General features: G+C 62.4%; 14 protein-coding genes. 6 read left to right on the forward strand and 8 right to left on the reverse strand.

What is annotated here, in order from left to right:
- Positions 1-9: 9 nt before the first annotated feature.
- The 3 genes from ACPWR9_RS10265 to ACPWR9_RS10275 all read right to left on the reverse strand — a co-directional run bounded on the left by ACPWR9_RS10265 (position 10) and on the right by ACPWR9_RS10275 (position 3,068).
- On the reverse strand, positions 10-1,092 hold the full coding sequence (locus tag ACPWR9_RS10265; protein ID WP_426297051.1) for an LLM class flavin-dependent oxidoreductase: 1,083 nt from the start codon (positions 1,090-1,092) through the stop codon (positions 10-12).
- A 114-nt stretch (positions 1,093-1,206) separates the two neighbouring features.
- Positions 1,207-2,373, reverse strand: coding sequence for a DSD1 family PLP-dependent enzyme (locus ACPWR9_RS10270; protein WP_426297050.1), 1,167 nt, complete (start codon positions 2,371-2,373; stop codon positions 1,207-1,209).
- 11 nt (positions 2,374-2,384) lie between these two features.
- Positions 2,385-3,068 carry an HAD family hydrolase gene (locus ACPWR9_RS10275; RefSeq protein ID WP_426297049.1) on the reverse strand — a complete coding sequence of 228 codons (684 nt, stop codon included), beginning with the start codon at positions 3,066-3,068 and terminating at the stop codon, positions 2,385-2,387.
- A 142-nt stretch (positions 3,069-3,210) separates the two neighbouring features.
- Here ACPWR9_RS10275 and ACPWR9_RS10280 point away from each other — a divergent pair, with 142 nt between their 5' ends.
- Positions 3,211-4,140: a LysR family transcriptional regulator gene (locus ACPWR9_RS10280; protein ID WP_426297048.1), complete on the forward strand. Its 930-nt coding sequence runs from the start codon at positions 3,211-3,213 to the stop codon at positions 4,138-4,140.
- A gap of 54 nt (positions 4,141-4,194) precedes the next feature.
- On the opposite strand, the gene ACPWR9_RS10285 is transcribed toward ACPWR9_RS10280, so the two are convergent.
- The 4 genes from ACPWR9_RS10285 to ACPWR9_RS10300 all read right to left on the reverse strand — a co-directional run bounded on the left by ACPWR9_RS10285 (position 4,195) and on the right by ACPWR9_RS10300 (position 9,383).
- Complete coding sequence (locus tag ACPWR9_RS10285) at positions 4,195-6,384, reverse strand: TonB-dependent receptor (protein WP_426297047.1); 2,190 nt, start codon at positions 6,382-6,384, stop codon at positions 4,195-4,197.
- 108 nt (positions 6,385-6,492) lie between these two features.
- Positions 6,493-6,837: a hypothetical protein gene (locus ACPWR9_RS10290; RefSeq protein WP_426297046.1), complete on the reverse strand. Its 345-nt coding sequence runs from the start codon at positions 6,835-6,837 to the stop codon at positions 6,493-6,495.
- A gap of 263 nt (positions 6,838-7,100) precedes the next feature.
- A complete protein-coding gene (locus ACPWR9_RS10295) occupies positions 7,101-8,519 on the reverse strand; it encodes a glycosyltransferase family 39 protein (RefSeq protein ID WP_426297045.1) in 1,419 nt (472 codons plus the stop codon).
- Positions 8,520-8,966: 447 nt separating this feature from the next.
- Positions 8,967-9,383, reverse strand: coding sequence for a hypothetical protein (locus ACPWR9_RS10300; RefSeq protein ID WP_426297044.1), 417 nt, complete (start codon positions 9,381-9,383; stop codon positions 8,967-8,969).
- Between the two features lie 62 nt (positions 9,384-9,445).
- Here ACPWR9_RS10300 and ACPWR9_RS10305 point away from each other — a divergent pair, with 62 nt between their 5' ends.
- The 3 genes from ACPWR9_RS10305 to ACPWR9_RS10315 all read left to right on the forward strand — a co-directional run bounded on the left by ACPWR9_RS10305 (position 9,446) and on the right by ACPWR9_RS10315 (position 12,242).
- Positions 9,446-10,393, forward strand: a complete 948-nt coding sequence (locus tag ACPWR9_RS10305; protein WP_426297043.1) for an extracellular solute-binding protein — start codon at positions 9,446-9,448, stop codon at positions 10,391-10,393.
- Positions 10,394-10,406: 13 nt separating this feature from the next.
- Positions 10,407-11,225: a molybdate ABC transporter permease subunit gene (locus ACPWR9_RS10310; RefSeq protein WP_426297042.1), complete on the forward strand. Its 819-nt coding sequence runs from the start codon at positions 10,407-10,409 to the stop codon at positions 11,223-11,225.
- A gap of 120 nt (positions 11,226-11,345) precedes the next feature.
- Entirely contained in the window at positions 11,346-12,242 is an 897-nt protein-coding gene (locus tag ACPWR9_RS10315; protein ID WP_426297973.1) for an alpha/beta hydrolase, read from the forward strand.
- Between the two features lie 23 nt (positions 12,243-12,265).
- Here the strand turns inward: ACPWR9_RS10315 and ACPWR9_RS10320 are convergent, their stop codons facing one another.
- Positions 12,266-13,573, reverse strand: coding sequence for an aspartate aminotransferase family protein (locus tag ACPWR9_RS10320; RefSeq protein WP_426297041.1), 1,308 nt, complete (start codon positions 13,571-13,573; stop codon positions 12,266-12,268).
- 92 nt (positions 13,574-13,665) lie between these two features.
- Here ACPWR9_RS10320 and ACPWR9_RS10325 point away from each other — a divergent pair, with 92 nt between their 5' ends.
- The gene (locus ACPWR9_RS10325) at positions 13,666-14,598 is read left to right on the forward strand and encodes a LysR family transcriptional regulator (protein ID WP_426297040.1); all 933 of its coding nucleotides are present in this window, start codon (positions 13,666-13,668) and stop codon (positions 14,596-14,598) included.
- Positions 14,599-14,785: 187 nt separating this feature from the next.
- The gene (locus tag ACPWR9_RS10330) at positions 14,786-14,914 is read left to right on the forward strand and encodes a hypothetical protein (protein ID WP_281350936.1); all 129 of its coding nucleotides are present in this window, start codon (positions 14,786-14,788) and stop codon (positions 14,912-14,914) included.
- Positions 14,915-15,102 lie beyond the last annotated feature (188 nt).

Below are 15,102 nucleotides of genomic sequence, written 5' to 3' on the forward strand. Positions count from 1 at the left end.
GAGAGGAGGTCAGGCCGCGCGACGTACGCCGCCGAGGCCCGCAATGTGACTGCGGATCGCTGGGATGAGCGTTTCGCCATAACGAATCGTGTCGCCTAACGGATCGAAGCCGCGAATGAGAAAGGTATCGACGCCGAGTGCGTAATAGCGTCCGAGCGCGTGCGCGACTTGCTCGGGGGTGCCGACCAGCGCCGTGGAATTCCAGCGTGCGCCGGTGGCTTTGGCGACGCCCATCCAGAGACGTTCGTCGAGCACATTGCCTTGTTGTGCTGCTGCGAGCAGGCGTTGCGAGCCGACATTTTCAGGCGCTTCGACGCTCAGTCCGAGACTGGCCCGCGTGGCTTTCACTTGCCGAAGCACATCGTCGGCGCGTGCCCAAGCCTGTGCCTCGGTATCGGCGACGATGGGGCGGAACGAGATCGAGAAGCGCGGCGTGCGGCCATGTTGGCGTGCGGCGGTGCGCACGCGCCCAATCAATTGCTCGACGGCATCGAGCGGTTCGCCCCACAGCATGTAAGTGTCGGCGTGGCGCGCGGCCACATCGATGGCCGCGTCCGAAGCACCGCTGAAGTAGATCGGGATATGCGGTTGTCGCCATGTCTTCACCGCGGGTGATGCTTGTTCGAAGCGGTAGTGTTTGCCTTCGAAATCGACGGGGGCATCGGCGGTCCAGATGCGCTTCAACGCGTCGAGATATTCGTCGGTGCGCGCGTAGCGTGCGTCATGTTCGAGGAAGTCGCCATCGCGGCGAAGGTCGGCGTCGTTGCCGCCCGACACCACGTTGAGCGCAACGCGACCGCGCGAGAACTGGTCGAGCGTGGCGAGTTGGCGCGCGGCGAGCGGTGCGGCGATCACGCCCGGCCGATAGGCCAGCAAGATGCCGAGTCGCTGGGTGGCGGCGGCGACATAGCTGCTCACAATCGCGCCTTCCGGGCCGTTGGAAAAGTAGCCGATGAGGGCGCGGTCGAAACCGGCGGTCTCGTGGGCTTGCGCCATGCGCGTGACGAAAGCGGGGTCGACGGCTGCGCCGGCGGGTTGGTCGACTTCGGAGCCCGGGGCTGCCGTGATCATGCCGATAATTTCTACGCTCATAGTTGCGCTCCAATGCAAGCGCTTAGCGTAGCGGGCGCACTACCGCGCCGTGAACGAAGCAAATCGGGATACGTTATGCCGTGTCATCGCATAAGCATCCCGATTCGCTTGGCATCACCACCCGTGCAGACGCGGCCAGGTGCCGCTATCGGCGTCGGGATCGATGGCGTGATAGCGCGGGAACTGCGCGCCAGTGGCACAAGCGTGGTTCGGCAGAATGCGCAGGAGCGTGCCAATGGGAAAGCGCGACACGATATCGGGATCGGCGTCGCCTTCGCGCGAAAGTACGCCATGTTCCTGATTGGCGCCGCTCAACACATACCCCGGCACCACGGTACCGTCGACACGACAGACCTGTCCGTAGCCGAAGTCATGCTTCTGCTTCGCTGTCCCCCGGTCGCGGCTCATGGCCATCCAGCCCGCATCGACAATGGCCCAGCCTTTGTCAGCTTGATGGCCGATCACCGTCGTGAGCACGCTGAGCGCTAGTTCATCTGTCGTGCAAACCCCGATGTTGTGCATGACGAGATCGAAGAAGACGTACACGCCCGCGCGCACTTCCGTCACGCCTTCGAGATGCGCTGCCGCGAGCGCGGTGGGTGTCGAGCCGACACTGACCACGGGGCAGGGCAAGCCTGCCTCCCGTAGCCGGTTTGCCGCCAGCACGCACCCGGCACGCTCTTGTTCCGCCATGGCCGCGAGGGCTTCAGGGGTGTCGAGTTCATAGCTGGAACCTGCATGCGTCATCACGCCGCCCAGTGCTGCGCCCCCCGCGTGCAGCACCCGCGCCACATCGAGCAGGGCGGCTTCGTCCGGGCGAATGCCGGAGCGGTGTCCGTCGGTATCGATCTCGATCCACACTTCGAAGGTTTCGCCGTACTCGGCACCGAACGCCACGATGGCCTGCGCCGAGGCCACGCTGTCGGTGATGATCTTCAGATCGCAACCGCGACGGCGCAGGGCCAGGGCCGCGGGCAACTTGCTCGCCACCATGCCGACGGCGTAGAGGATGTCGGTGACCCCATCGTCGAAGAAGTGTGCCGCTTCTTTTAGCGTCGAGACGGTGATGCCCGCCGCACCCGCTTCGATTTGCGCACGCGCCACTTCCGTACACTTGCTGGTCTTCACGTGCGGGCGAAAGTGCACGCCGAGCGCGTTCATCCGGTCTTGCATCCGGCGAATGTTGCGCTGCATGCGCGGGACATCGATGACAGCAGCGGGAGTTTCGAGTGTTTGCAACGTGAGCATCGTTTGGGGCGACGGATCTTGAATGGCGGTCATGACGGGTCTCCTTAGGCGGTAGCGCCGAACGTGCGTAGCCACGGCAACGCGGGGGCAAGCGTCGAGGCTTCGCGCTCAGGCGCGGGCGCCCCCTCGGGCAACGTCAGACCGATGCGGTTGTGCCAGAACGTGCGCATGCCGACTTTCGACGTGCCGAACAAGTCGTAGCCGGAGCCCGCAACGAAGGCGGCTTCGCTCGCCGAGACGTCCAATTGCGTCAGCGCCAGTTGGTAGGGGCGCGGATCGGGTTTGTAGAAGCCCGCTTGCTCGGAGGTCACGACCACATCCCAATCGATCCCGAGCAACGCGGCGGCCTGCTGACCGAGCTTTTCCGAGCAGTTGGTGACGACGGCCAGCTTGCAATGCGCACGCAGCGATTGCAGCAGTTCCCGCGCGCCGTCCCATGCCGGGAGCGTTGCCCACTGCGCTTCGAGTGCGTCCGGTGCTGACGCTGGCAGGCCGACATGCTCAGCGGCTTCGCGCACCAGTTGTTCGTAGCTCACATAGGCACCGCAACCGTAGGTACGGCGCAGATACTCGGCGCGCCAGGTGCGCCCGGCAGTCTCGCTACCGGCCGCGGTGTTCCACACGGTCCACGAATTGAGCAACGCGGTCAGCAGGTCAAACAAAACGGCGCGGGGCCACGCGTCGGGCGTGGCGTGAACAGCGGGGGCGGAAACGTCATGTGCGGGCATCTGAGGGCCTTTTGTCGGTACGGTTTCGAGAGCGGATCGTTGAGGGCGGTGCGGCTCACAGCATCCTCACAGGCCTTCAGTGTAGAAACGATATCGTTAGCCGTGGTTAAATCTCGGAACATCAATGCTTAAGCACAGGTTAATGATCCAGATCGAAGACCTACGGCTCGTCGAAGCGCTCGCACAGGCCCCGTCACTTAGCGCGGCCGCACGGTTGCTCAATGTCACGCCACCCGCTTTGTCGGCCCGGCTGCGTAAGCTCGAAGCGACGCTGGGTGTAGCGTTGGCTACCCGAACGTCGCGCCAATTGAGCCTGACGGCGGAAGGGGAGCGCCTCGCACGAGAGGGGGCCGCGCTGCTTGCGCAACTCGATGCACTGCCCGAATCGTTCCGCCGCGACGACAGCCGGTTGACAGGTTCCCTGCGCGTGGCAGCGCCGTTCGGTTATGGTCGTCATCACGTCGCTCCCGCGCTGGCGCGCTTCGCGCAACGGCATCCCGATCTGCATCTGCAACTGGACTTGCGCGAAACGCCGTGGCCCGACAAGCACGACGCCGATGCGGTCATCCACGTCGGCGCGGTGCGCGATTCGTCATGGATCGCCCGACCATTGGTGCCGAACGACCGCTGGCTATGCGCGAGCCCGGCGTACCTGCGCCGCTTCGGCACGCCTACCGAACCACACGATCTGTTGCGTCACCGGTGCATCTGCATTCGCGAGAACGACGAGGACGTGACGCTATGGCGCTTTCATCGTCCGCAGACGTCCAACACGGCGCGAGGTCATCGCACAAATGCCCGGGACAGCGTGCGAGTCGTGCCCGCTTACACGAGCAATGACGGCAGCGTCGCGCGCGAGTGGGCGGAGCAAGGCTTGGGGCTTGTGCTGCGCTCGGAGTGGGACACCCGCGACGCAGTGGCGGCGGGTCGGTTGGTCCGCGTGTTAGCGGACTGGACGTTCGATAGCGCACCGGTGACCTTGCTGGTACCGACACGCCGTGGCCGTACGGCGCGATTGCAAGCGCTAATGGCTTTTCTGGACGAGACGTTAGGGGCACCCGCGAGACGCTGATTGAGGCGGGATGCGTGGCGCACTGTGCGCCACGCATCCCGACCACACCGACTGTCAGAACGGCTTCGACATGGCGACATAGAACGTGCGGCGCGGCCCGAATTGCGGCGCGCCTACACCGATACCGGTGCCGTCGCGCAATTCGTACACGCGGTCGAACAGATTGATGACGGAGAACTTCGCGTCGAACCGCCCCAGACCCGGCAGGTTGATCTTCTGGCCCACGCCTAGATTGACCTGGAAGTACGCGGGCAGATGCTCACTGTTGGCAAAGCCGCTGCGCAAGCCAGAGCCAAACAGCACATCCGACGAGAGCAGTGTGGCGCCCCATTGGTACGACACACCCGCTGACGCCGTGAGCTGCTGGTCGTGATCCAGATGCACCCAGTGGCTGTTGATGTAGGCCAACTCGTCGGCATCGAAGTTGAATTGCCCCGTTTCGATGCCTTCGCCCATCGCACGCGACACCGACACGTTCAAGTACGCGCCGAGATTGCCCTGCCGATAGTTCACCGTGCCCTCCACGCCATAGATGCGGCCCTTGTCGTAGTTGAACGTGGAGTAGATCAGCGCGTTGCCGAACTGTCCCTCGTCCTGAAGGTGGCGCACATGTCGGTAATAGGCATCTAGCCCGACAGTGATCGACGAGGTCAACTGGTGCGAGATACCTACGTCGAAATAGTCCGAACGCTCCGACTTCACGGCGGTATTCGCATCGGAGGGCAGGGCATTCGTCGTGTTCAGGAATTTTGCGACCGATGTCGTATCGATCTTCTCGGTGGCGGGGGGTGTGAAGTACCGCGCGTAGCCGGCATGCACCCGTGTGCGGCTCGACAGGTCGTACGTCAGTCCCAAACGGGGGGAGAGCTGGCCCTCGTCCGTCACCGTGTTCACGTGGTCGTAACGCGCGCCGTAGTTGATCGTGAGGCGCTCGGTGGCCTTCCATTCGTCTTGCAAATACAGGCCGTAGGTGGTGCCCCGGTCGCTCGAATTGTCCACGATGGTGAAGGAAGTGCCGCTCGTCTGCTGACCATCGATCGCGGGAAACACACTGGAGGTGTTGTTCACGCTGAACTGTTCCTGCTGAACGAACAAGCCGAAGCGCAGCGTGTGCCGATCGTTGAGCTTGTAGCTGCTGTCCGCTTGCACGCCATAGGCCTCGTTGCGGCGGGTAATGTCGGCGGCCACGCCGTTGTAGACCAGATCGCCGATGGGATCGGGCGTGTAGTCGACGCGTGTCGTGCGATGGAACAGCGAGATCTGCGTGTCGAGTTGTGGCGACAGGTGACTTTGCCACGACAGCACCTGAAAGTCGTTCAGCTCCCGCTGATTGGCATTCAAGCTGGCCGAGTCGGGCACAACGCCGCTGTCCAGCGTGAACGCTGGCGTAACACCGGGCAGGTTTGGAATCTGGAAGCGGTTGTTGGACGTGCCGAACATGAACGACACGCGGTTATCGGCATTGAGCAGGTACGACATCATGCCGAACGCGTTGGTCTGGTTCGTGTGGTCGTGAATGGCGTTGCGATCGCCGGTCGGGTTTTCGATGCCCAGATCGTTGGCCGACACACGGGCGCTGAAGTAGTACGACAGCGCCCCCTTGGTGCCGTACAACTGGGTGTTGACCTCGCGGTCGGCGTGGCTGCCGAACACGACACCGACCTCGCCGCCGAAGGCCTTGGGCGGCTCGCCACTCTCATCCGCTTCGCCCGGTGAACCTTTCGTGTGAATGTCGACAACACCTGCGGTGCGATAGCCGAATTGGGCTGGCAAGGCGCCGGTAATCAAGTTGATCTGGGAGGCGATGCGCGCGTCGATGGCTTGTCCGAAACCGCTGATGGCCTCGGGAATGATCACGCCGTCGATCCGGTATTGCAGGTTCGCGTGATCGCCGCGCACGTGCAATTGTCCGTAAGAGTCCTGCACGACACCGGGCGCTTGCAACAACACCTGATTAAGCGGCGTATTGGCCCCGAGCGGCAGCGTCTCGATATCGGTGCGGTCGAAGTTATAGACCGAGCTGCCTGTGTCGGGCGAGAGGGCATTGCGCGCAGCGTCGAGTCGTTTGGCGGACACCGTGGTGCTCGACAGCGAGGTGCTGCCGTCGGATGCCGGCGCAGCAGTACTGGTCGACGTCGGGGCGCTTTGTGCGTGAACGTTGATAGCGAATGCCGAGGCTGCGGCCGCAGCGAAGGCATGACGGGTGAGCGCGGCGACCCGCGCGTTTTTGGCGATGGCAATCATGCCGATCCTCAATGGGCTTGACGTGTGGACGCCGTGCAATCGAGCGAGGGCGCGAGCGCATGCGCGTGCGGCATGCCTCACGTAGTCGACGACGGCGAATGTTCTGGTTCAGTCAAACAACACGCAGAGGGCGGGCGGATCGCGATTACGCGTGGGGCCGGGAGATACCGAGCGCGCATGTACCGGCGGAGTCGGCGGGTAATGCCAGTCGCGTATCGCCGCAATAGGGGGGACGACGGGCAGGCTTGTGAGTGCGACATCGACGGCGACAAACGCCAGACATTCTTCACAGACGCCGTCTTCGTGCAGCTTGTCATGCCGCTCGTTACCCGGACTGTCAGCGGCGCTGATGCCCAACGCCGCCGCAGTGTGCGTGACCACATGGCGTGCGAGTGCCGCTTGCGAGACAAGCAGACAAACGACAAGCCATAAAGGAAGCCAGCGGCGAAACATGGGCCGGAGCGCGCAATCGCGAACGAAGTCGGTGACAGGACAGTGCCATCCCGTAAGGGATACACAACAAAATGCAACTCAATTGCAATGCAACTGAGTTGCGAATTCTGTCACATTCGCGCGGGCTTTGCCAAGCGAAAAGCCGCTTTGGCGGGCGGGTTACCCGATGGTGTTGGGAAGTGTCGCATCGGCGACACGGATCGGGCCGTCCGATTATCCATACCGGTCTCGCGTCGGCAACGAAGCGATAGTGCTTTAGATATTCAGGGTTGCGGGGCGATGTAGGCGACGCACATCGGTACCGGCTCGCCGTTGCCGTGATAGCTGAACGGCACCGTCTCGTAGGCGTCGATTTGCAGATCGGGCCATTGCACCAGGGTCTTGCCGAAACCGGCGCGGCGACACGGCCGCCCCGGGTGCCCGAGGAGCATGACACCTTGCTTGCGCACGCTCGCGTCGTCGATGTCCTTCGTGTAGATGTTGGGGCGGAGCTCGGTGGACCAGCGCTTTAGCCAATGCGGGTGGCCGGGCGCATAGAACGTGAGCCATTTCGCGACGTTGTCGTGACCGACGTAACGCAACGGGGTGTGATACCGCGCTTGCCAGCGTTGTTCGAGCGAAACACTCGCGTCTTTTAGCCCCACGAATTTCTGACCGGCGTTACGGATGTTGGCGCTCAAAAAAACGGCGTAGCCCAGCAACACGAGTGCACCCGCGGCGGGCAGCCATCGTGCGGCTCGCCATATGCGGGCCTGAATATCAGGCTTGCTGGGACTTAGGCACGCGACAAGAAGCGCCGGGGCAGGGACGGCGAACGGTTGCAGCCATTCGGCAATGCGCCCGCCCTCGTGCCATGTGAAGTAGAGCAGGATTGGCAGCAGCGGTGGCACTAACACAACGGCGGCGATGGCGACCGGCGAACATGCTGGTGTGTTGGTGTTTGGCGAATCGGACGTCACGCGCCACGGCCATGCCAATCGGCAGCCGCTTAAGCGCACGATCAACGCGAGCACAATCAGCGGATAAAACGCACTGAGCGCACCGCGAAGTGCGCGCGCGTTCAGATGCGGTTTGATCTGGTCGTCGACCCATCGAAACGCCGCAAAGTCGTGTTGCGCGAGCCAGACGATGTTTGGCACGAGCATCGCCACGAAGATCGCCAGCCCTAAGAGAAACGCCCGATGCCGATAGTGGCGCCGCGTCTGCGGCGTCCAGACCGTGACGACGAACATCATGCCAAGCAGCGCGAACGTCGAGTACTTCGTCATGGCGGCGAGGCCCGCGACGACCGCAAACGCGGGCCAAAACCGGGGCGTGTCGAACATCGCACGGATAAACAGCCACAGCATCCATGGCCAGAGCATGACCAGCAAATAGTTGTCGTTGTACGGGAGGATGTCGATGTTGATCGCCCCGGACAGATGCAGGCTCAACATGGCGAGCCACGCGAGTCGGCGGCTGCCCGACAAACGGTGCGCAAGATGCCAGACACCGAGCATGCCAATGGCGACCCCCGCGAAGTGCGACAGATACCAGTAGGCGCTCAGTGCATTGCCTTGCAGCCCGAGCGCAGGCCACATGGAGAAACCGACAAGCCACGGATTTTTGGGGGTGCCCCATTCGGCATTGCGTGCCCAGTTGTACGCCTCGACCGCATCGAACGGCACGGTCGGATCAAGCATGGCGCTGACCAACGACCAGATCAGGGCGTAAAGCGCAACATAGGCGGCAGGAGATCGCCAAGTGGCGGCAAAGGGTCTGACGCTGGGCGAGGGCAGCGTTTCAGTTCGTGCACATGACGATAGATCGCCTATGCCGCTGGCGCTCAGGCCGGGTGCCAGCGAGGCAGAGGGGTGTACAGATTTCGGAGCGGAAGTATCAGTTTTTCGCATGGGCGCTTGGATGCAACGCGCGCGAAAGTGTTCGTGGAGTTATTTGGCAATCCGAACCAGATAAATTGGCTGAGAAAATGGGCGAAGCGCGTTGTTCTAATTGGATTTTTAGCGCTTTCTCTGGCCGTCGACTTGCGGGTTTCGCTCACGCAGATTCACAAACGAAAACACATCAAAACGAATGAAAACCGATAGACACAATTCTGCGCCGGACCGCGCGAATCGTCATGCAAAAATTCAATCGACGTCGCTGGCGGCGTCGACGATGAGTGCGGGGTTGAGCCGACGTACACGCTGATCGACGAAGTATCCACCGCCTTCCTGATAACGCAGGTATAGCCGCCCGCAATCACGGCAACGGCACACATTGCTCCGGTTGTACGGGAAGTATTGCGGCGCAATCGGCGCTTGCGCTGCCCAGTACGACGTGCCGTCGGGATGGTATTCGGCGAAGGTGGGCTCCAACGTGTCGCCCGGCGCCAGCAGCGTTGCCACGGGTTCCAACTGCGTATCCGGTAGCGAATTGGGCAGCGTTGCCCAGCCATCGAGGGGCGTGCGCGTACAGGTGCACGGCGCTGCGTCCGCGGCGAGGGCATCCGCGGAATGGGCGAGTGCGAGTAATGCCGTGTGATCGAGATACGGTAGATCGCTCATGACAGTCTGATATATGATATTCGTTATATAACAATCTATATAACGGAGTTCCGGCTGTGAAGATGAAGTGGATTTCTGCGCGCGTTACCGCGACGGTGAAGCATACCCTGTGTCTCGCGGCGGCGGCGCTGGTTGTCGCACACGCTAAGGCGGACGACACGTTCCGCGTGGCCTACGCGGGGTCGATGGGCGTGGTGATGGACAAGGCACTGGGGCCGACGTTTGCGCAGCGCGAGCATGTGACCTATCAGGGGCAAGGCGAGGGCGCCTACGGACTCGCCCGTTTGCTCGCGTCGGGGCGCTCCAGTGCCGACGTCTTCGTGTCGATTACGCCCGGGCCGATGGCGATCCTTAAAGACGCCGGGTTGATCGACGACGCCGTGCCGGTTGCCAGCACACGCATGGTGATCGCGTATAACCCGAAGGGCCGTTTCGGTGAGGCACTGCGTCTTGCAGGCAGCGATGCATTACATCCGGCGTGGTGGAAGGTGTTGCAGACGCCGGGCCTGCGCTTCGGGCGAACCGACCCGGCGACCGATCCGCAGGGGCAGAACATCGTGTTCACGATGCTGCTCGCGCAGAAGTATTACGACCAGCCGGGGCTCGCGCAATCGGTGCTCGGCGAGATTCGCAATCCGCAGCAAGTGTTCGGTGAGGGCGGACTGCTGACGCGGCTGGAAGCGGGGCAAGTCGATGCTGCGTCGGGGTACGAGAGTGCCACCCGCTCGGCCAAGTTGCCGTACGTCGCGTTGCCCGAGGAAATCAATCTGAGCAACCCAGCTTTCGCGAAGACTTGGTACGACACCGTAGACTTTTCGCTGCCTGGCGCGGATGGCAAGACGAAAACCGTGCGCCCGCAGCCGCTGGTGTTCTACGCGGCCAAGCTCAAAAACGCGGCCCACCCTGAAGCTGCCGAACGATTCATCACGTTCATGACTTCGGCCCAAGGCCAGCAGTTGTTCGATGCGAACGGTTACGGCAAGCCGAAGGGTGAGTCGTTGTATCACTAAGTCGGTCAGACGCGTGTTGACGTGGATGCGTGACGTGCCGCGCACCGGGATTGGTGCGTTGGCGCGGGCGGGCGAGGCCGTGACATGGGCGCTGCTCGCCATTCCGTTCGCGGCGCTGGTGGCCGAAACCCCATGGCGTCATTTCCGCCTTGCCTATGGCGATTGGGATGCGATCGCCGTATCGCTTGGATTGTCGTGTCTGTCGATGGCGATCGTGGTGGCATTGGGCACGCGCGTGGCCTTGTGGCTGGCAACGACTCGGTCTCGTGCCGCACGCATGGCCGAAGTGCTGGTGCTCGTGGCGCTTATGACCCCGCCGCTCGCCATGGGCATTTTGCTCGCCTCCGCCTATGGGCCAGTCGGCCCGTTCGGCACATGGCTCTCCCGTGCCGGGATCCTGCTGGGCAACAATGCCCCGGCCTTTGTGCTTTCGCAGGTGTATGGCGGGTTGCCTTATTTCATCCTCGCCGCTCGTGCCGCCTTCGAGGCAGTACCCCCTGTACTGCCGATGGCGGCCAGCACCTTGGGCGCGACGCCATGGCGTGTCTTCCGGCACGTGACGCTGCCGCTCGCGCGCGGCGGCCTCACGGCGGGGCTGGTCATCGCGTGGGTGCGGGTGATCGGCGAGTTCGGCATCGTGATGATCTTCGCGTACTTTCCGCAGGGCATCCCGGTCAAGCTTTACGTCAACTTGCAGAACGACGGACTGGGCGCGGTGTATGCGCTGCTCTGGTTGCTGCTTGTGGTGGCGCTACCGTTGCCGATTATCGTGCTGATGCGAGCGCGCCGCAGTCATCGGCGAACCGCGGGCGCGGATGACACGGTGTACTGAACATCGAATCGATACCCTGAAAATCATTTCAAATGTTAATCTTTCGGGCGCCCGGCATTCACTGCGGGGTGTTGTGGATAACGAGACAATGATTTTCCCCCAGGAGGGTATGTGTTCAAGATGTTTGGTCAAAGTGGCGCGACATTCGCGCGGCAGATTGCAACCGGTGTGATTGCAGCAGCAGCCCTCGGCAGTTCGTTTGCCAACGCAAGCGAAGTCCTTTCCAGCGAGGTGTACAGCAAGAATCTGGCGCGCCCGCTCACGTACAACGTTTATCTGCCGACCGGCTACGAGTCGTCGGGCAAGACCACCTATCCGGTGCTCTACCTGCTGCACGGCAACGACGGCGTGCGTAACGACTGGGTGGTGAAAGGGCACATGCAGTCGACGATGGATAAGCTGATCAGCCACGGCGACATTCCGCCGGCCATCGTGATCATGCCGGACGCCAATACCAACTGGTACGTCGATCTGAAAGAGTGTATGGAGACGGCGTTCTTCAGCGACCTGATTCCGCACGTCGAGAAAACCTATCGCACGATCACGACCCGCGATGGTCGCTTGATCGGTGGTCTGTCGATGGGCGGCTATGGCGCCCTGCGCTATGTGCTCAAGTACCCGGAGAAGTTCAAGGCGGCGGCGCTGCTCAGCCCGGCGATTTACAACCCGGAGCCGCCTAAGGATTCGTCGGCACGTTTCGTGAAGGTGTTCGCCGAGCCCAATACGGGCGGCGAGTACAGCGCGCGCGTCTGGCAGGCGAACAACTATCCGGTGTTCTTCGATGCCTTCCTGAAGAAGGGCATCAAGGTGCCGATGTACATCAACTCGGGCGATGACGACGACTTCAATATCGAGTCGGAAGCCACGCGCTTTTACGAGTTGCTGCGGGCGAACAAGCAGCCGGCCGAGCTTCGCATCGTCGACGGCAAACACGAATGGCCGGTCTGGTCGAGCACGCTGCCCGACGCGCTGAAGTACATCTTCCGCGACGTGCAACGCCCGCAGCGTCAAGACTAAGTCACTGCCAGATTGCTGTTAGGTCAAGCGCGCAGGGATCGCTCGATGGCCTGTTCCAGCAGGGACAGGCCGAGATCGATTTCTCCTTCGCTCACGGTGAGCGGCGGCGCGATACGGAATACGCCGCCCATACCGGGCAGTTGCACGATGTTCATGCTTAGGCCGAGGTTCATGCATTCGCGCGTGATACGCGTGCCGAGGCCGTCCGCAGGCTCCTTGGTGCGGCGGTCTTTGACGATCTCCATCCCCAGCAACAGGCCGCGTCCCCGCACGTCGCCGATGCACTCGAAGCGCTCCATCAAATTCAGCAAACCGTTTCTCAGCCGTTCGCCAATGACGTTGGCTCGGGCGACGAGGCCGTCGCGCGCCACGACGTCGAGCACGCGCAGGCCGACTGCTGCGGGCAATGGATCAGAGACGTGCGTCGTATAGAACAAGTAGCCGCGTTCGTGCGCGCGCTCCTCGATTTCCGCAGAGGTCACGACCGCGGCGAGCGGCAAGCCAGCGCCGAGCGTTTTGGATAGCGTGAGAATGTCCGGCGTCACGCCATCGCGCTCGAACGCGAACATGGTGCCCGTTCGACCCACACCGGTCTGGGCTTCGTCGAGAATCAGCAGCATGCCGCGTTCCTCGCATTTGCGTTTGAGCGCGGCGAGATACCCCGGCGGCAGTTCGATGATCCCGCCGGAGCTAAGAATCGGCTCCGCAATGAAGGCGGCAAGATTGCCGCTCGACTGCCGGTCGATCAGATCGAAGGCGTAGTCGAGTTCCGCCAGATAGTCGTATTGCCCGTCGCGCAGGAAGCGCGGGCGATAAGTGAACGGGGCAGGGATCGCGAACGAGCCGACTGCCGCTGGCCCGACGCCTTTACGGCCTGCACTGTAGGTTGCTGATGCCGCCGCGCCGGTCATCCCGTGCCAAGACTGCGCAAAGCCCACGATTTCATATTTACCCGTCACGAGCTTCGCCATGCGGATGGCGGCTTCGTTCGATTCGGCCCCGGTACTGAGCAACAGCGCCCGGTCGAGCCCGGGCGGTGTAATGTCGGCCAGCCGCGTGGCGAGATCGACCACCGGACGCGAGAGCATCCCGCTGAAAAGATGATCCAGCTTGCCAACGTATTCGGTGACCACGGACACGATGTCGGGATGGCTATGCCCGAGCACGGCGCTCATCTGTCCCGACGTGAAGTCGAGAATCGCGCGGCCGTCCGCGTCGTAGACAAAACTGCCCTGTGCGCGCTCGATGATGGCCGCCTCGAAGGTCCCGCCGTAGCGGATCAGATGCTGCTGGGCGTTGTGCCAGAAGGCGGCGTCTTGGTTCTTGGACACGTGAGGTCTCCGAGGCGAGCGGCAAAAGGAGTGAGAGAACAATCGCTTGCAGTCTAAGCAGCGCTCTGCTTTCATAGAAGCGAATAATGCTAATGAAAGATAGAAGCAGAGCTAATACCTTGAACCTCTCACTCGATATCGATCTCCTGCGCTCGTTTGTTGCGATCGCACAGGCCGGGTCGCTCAGCCGGGCAGCCCAGCGCATCGCCCGCACGCAGTCGGCGTTGAGCCAGCAAATGAAGCGGCTCGAAGAGGTCGTCGACCAGCCGCTTTTGCAGCGCACCGGGCGAGGCGTGATCCTCACGAGCGCCGGAGAGCGGCTGCTCGGTCATGCGCAGCGCCTGTTGCGGCTGCACGACGAAGCCATGGCCGATATGACGGGCAGGGGCCTGAGCGGGACGATCCGTTTCGGCTGCCCCGACGACTATGCTGCGGCGTTCCTGCCTGATTTGCTGCGCCAGTTCGCGAGTCAACACCCGCAAGCCCTTGTCGAAGTGATTTGCGAGCCGACGCCGCGACTGCTGGAACAACTGGCGCGGCACGCGCTCGATCTGGCGCTGATTTCTTTGCCGGATGCATCGCCTGTGGGCACGTCCTCCGACGGCATCATTCGCCGCGAGCCGCTGGTCTGGATCGGCACACCGGGGTTGGCCGCGACGCTGTTCGATCCGCTGAACTCGTCGGATACGGTGGATTTGCGTGCGCCTATCCCGTTGGCGTTGTCCGATCCCGATACGCTTGACCACATCGCTGCCTGCGAGGCGTTGCAATCGGCGGGGCGGCCGTACCGTATCGCCTATGCCAGTAGCAATCTGGCCGGGCTGACGGCGCTGGCGCGTTCCGGTCAGGCGCTGGCCGTCATGACACAGACGGCAGTGCCGCCAGACCTGCACGTGCTGAGCGGCACCCCCGGGCTGCCGCCGCTGCCGTCGGTCGGGATTACGGTAAAGTTCGACCGGGCTCGCCCGAATCACTTGTCGCTGGCCTTTGCCGAGCACATTCGGCATGTGCTGCCGATGTTGTAACCGAAGGTAAAAAAAGCCGATTCTGGCCCTCGCCTAGGGCAAATTCATCGCCCGGCGACTAGCATTTGATAGACAATTGCGGGTTGCTTCAGCGTGCGCGAGTGCGTCTGGGCGTTATGCAGAAATGCGGGTGTTCGTTTTCCCGAACCCTCGTTCCCCATCCGTTTCTTGTATCGAAGAGGTCGATATGCTGTCGCGTTGCCTGGCGTTTTTCTTGTTGGTCGGTTCGTTGCTCGCACTCGCGGGCTGCAATACGGTGGATGGCGTCGGCCAAGATATCTCGGGTGCTGCGCGCACGGTGAAGAAGGCACTCTAAGCCACCGCAAGTCACTGCAATATCTGCTAGTTGTACCTGGCGAAACGGTATCAATCAACGTGAATATGTTAATGAAAAGCCGTTGGTTCCGTTTCGCTGAACGCATGCCTATAGTCGCTGCCACGGTTGTGTAGACGGATGTGCGAGCCCGCCGGGTGCGGCTGGCTGGCGTCTTGCTGCCGGCATCG

The organism is Pandoraea pneumonica, assembly GCF_049918595.1.
GTDB lineage: Bacteria > Pseudomonadota > Gammaproteobacteria > Burkholderiales > Burkholderiaceae > Pandoraea > Pandoraea pneumonica_A.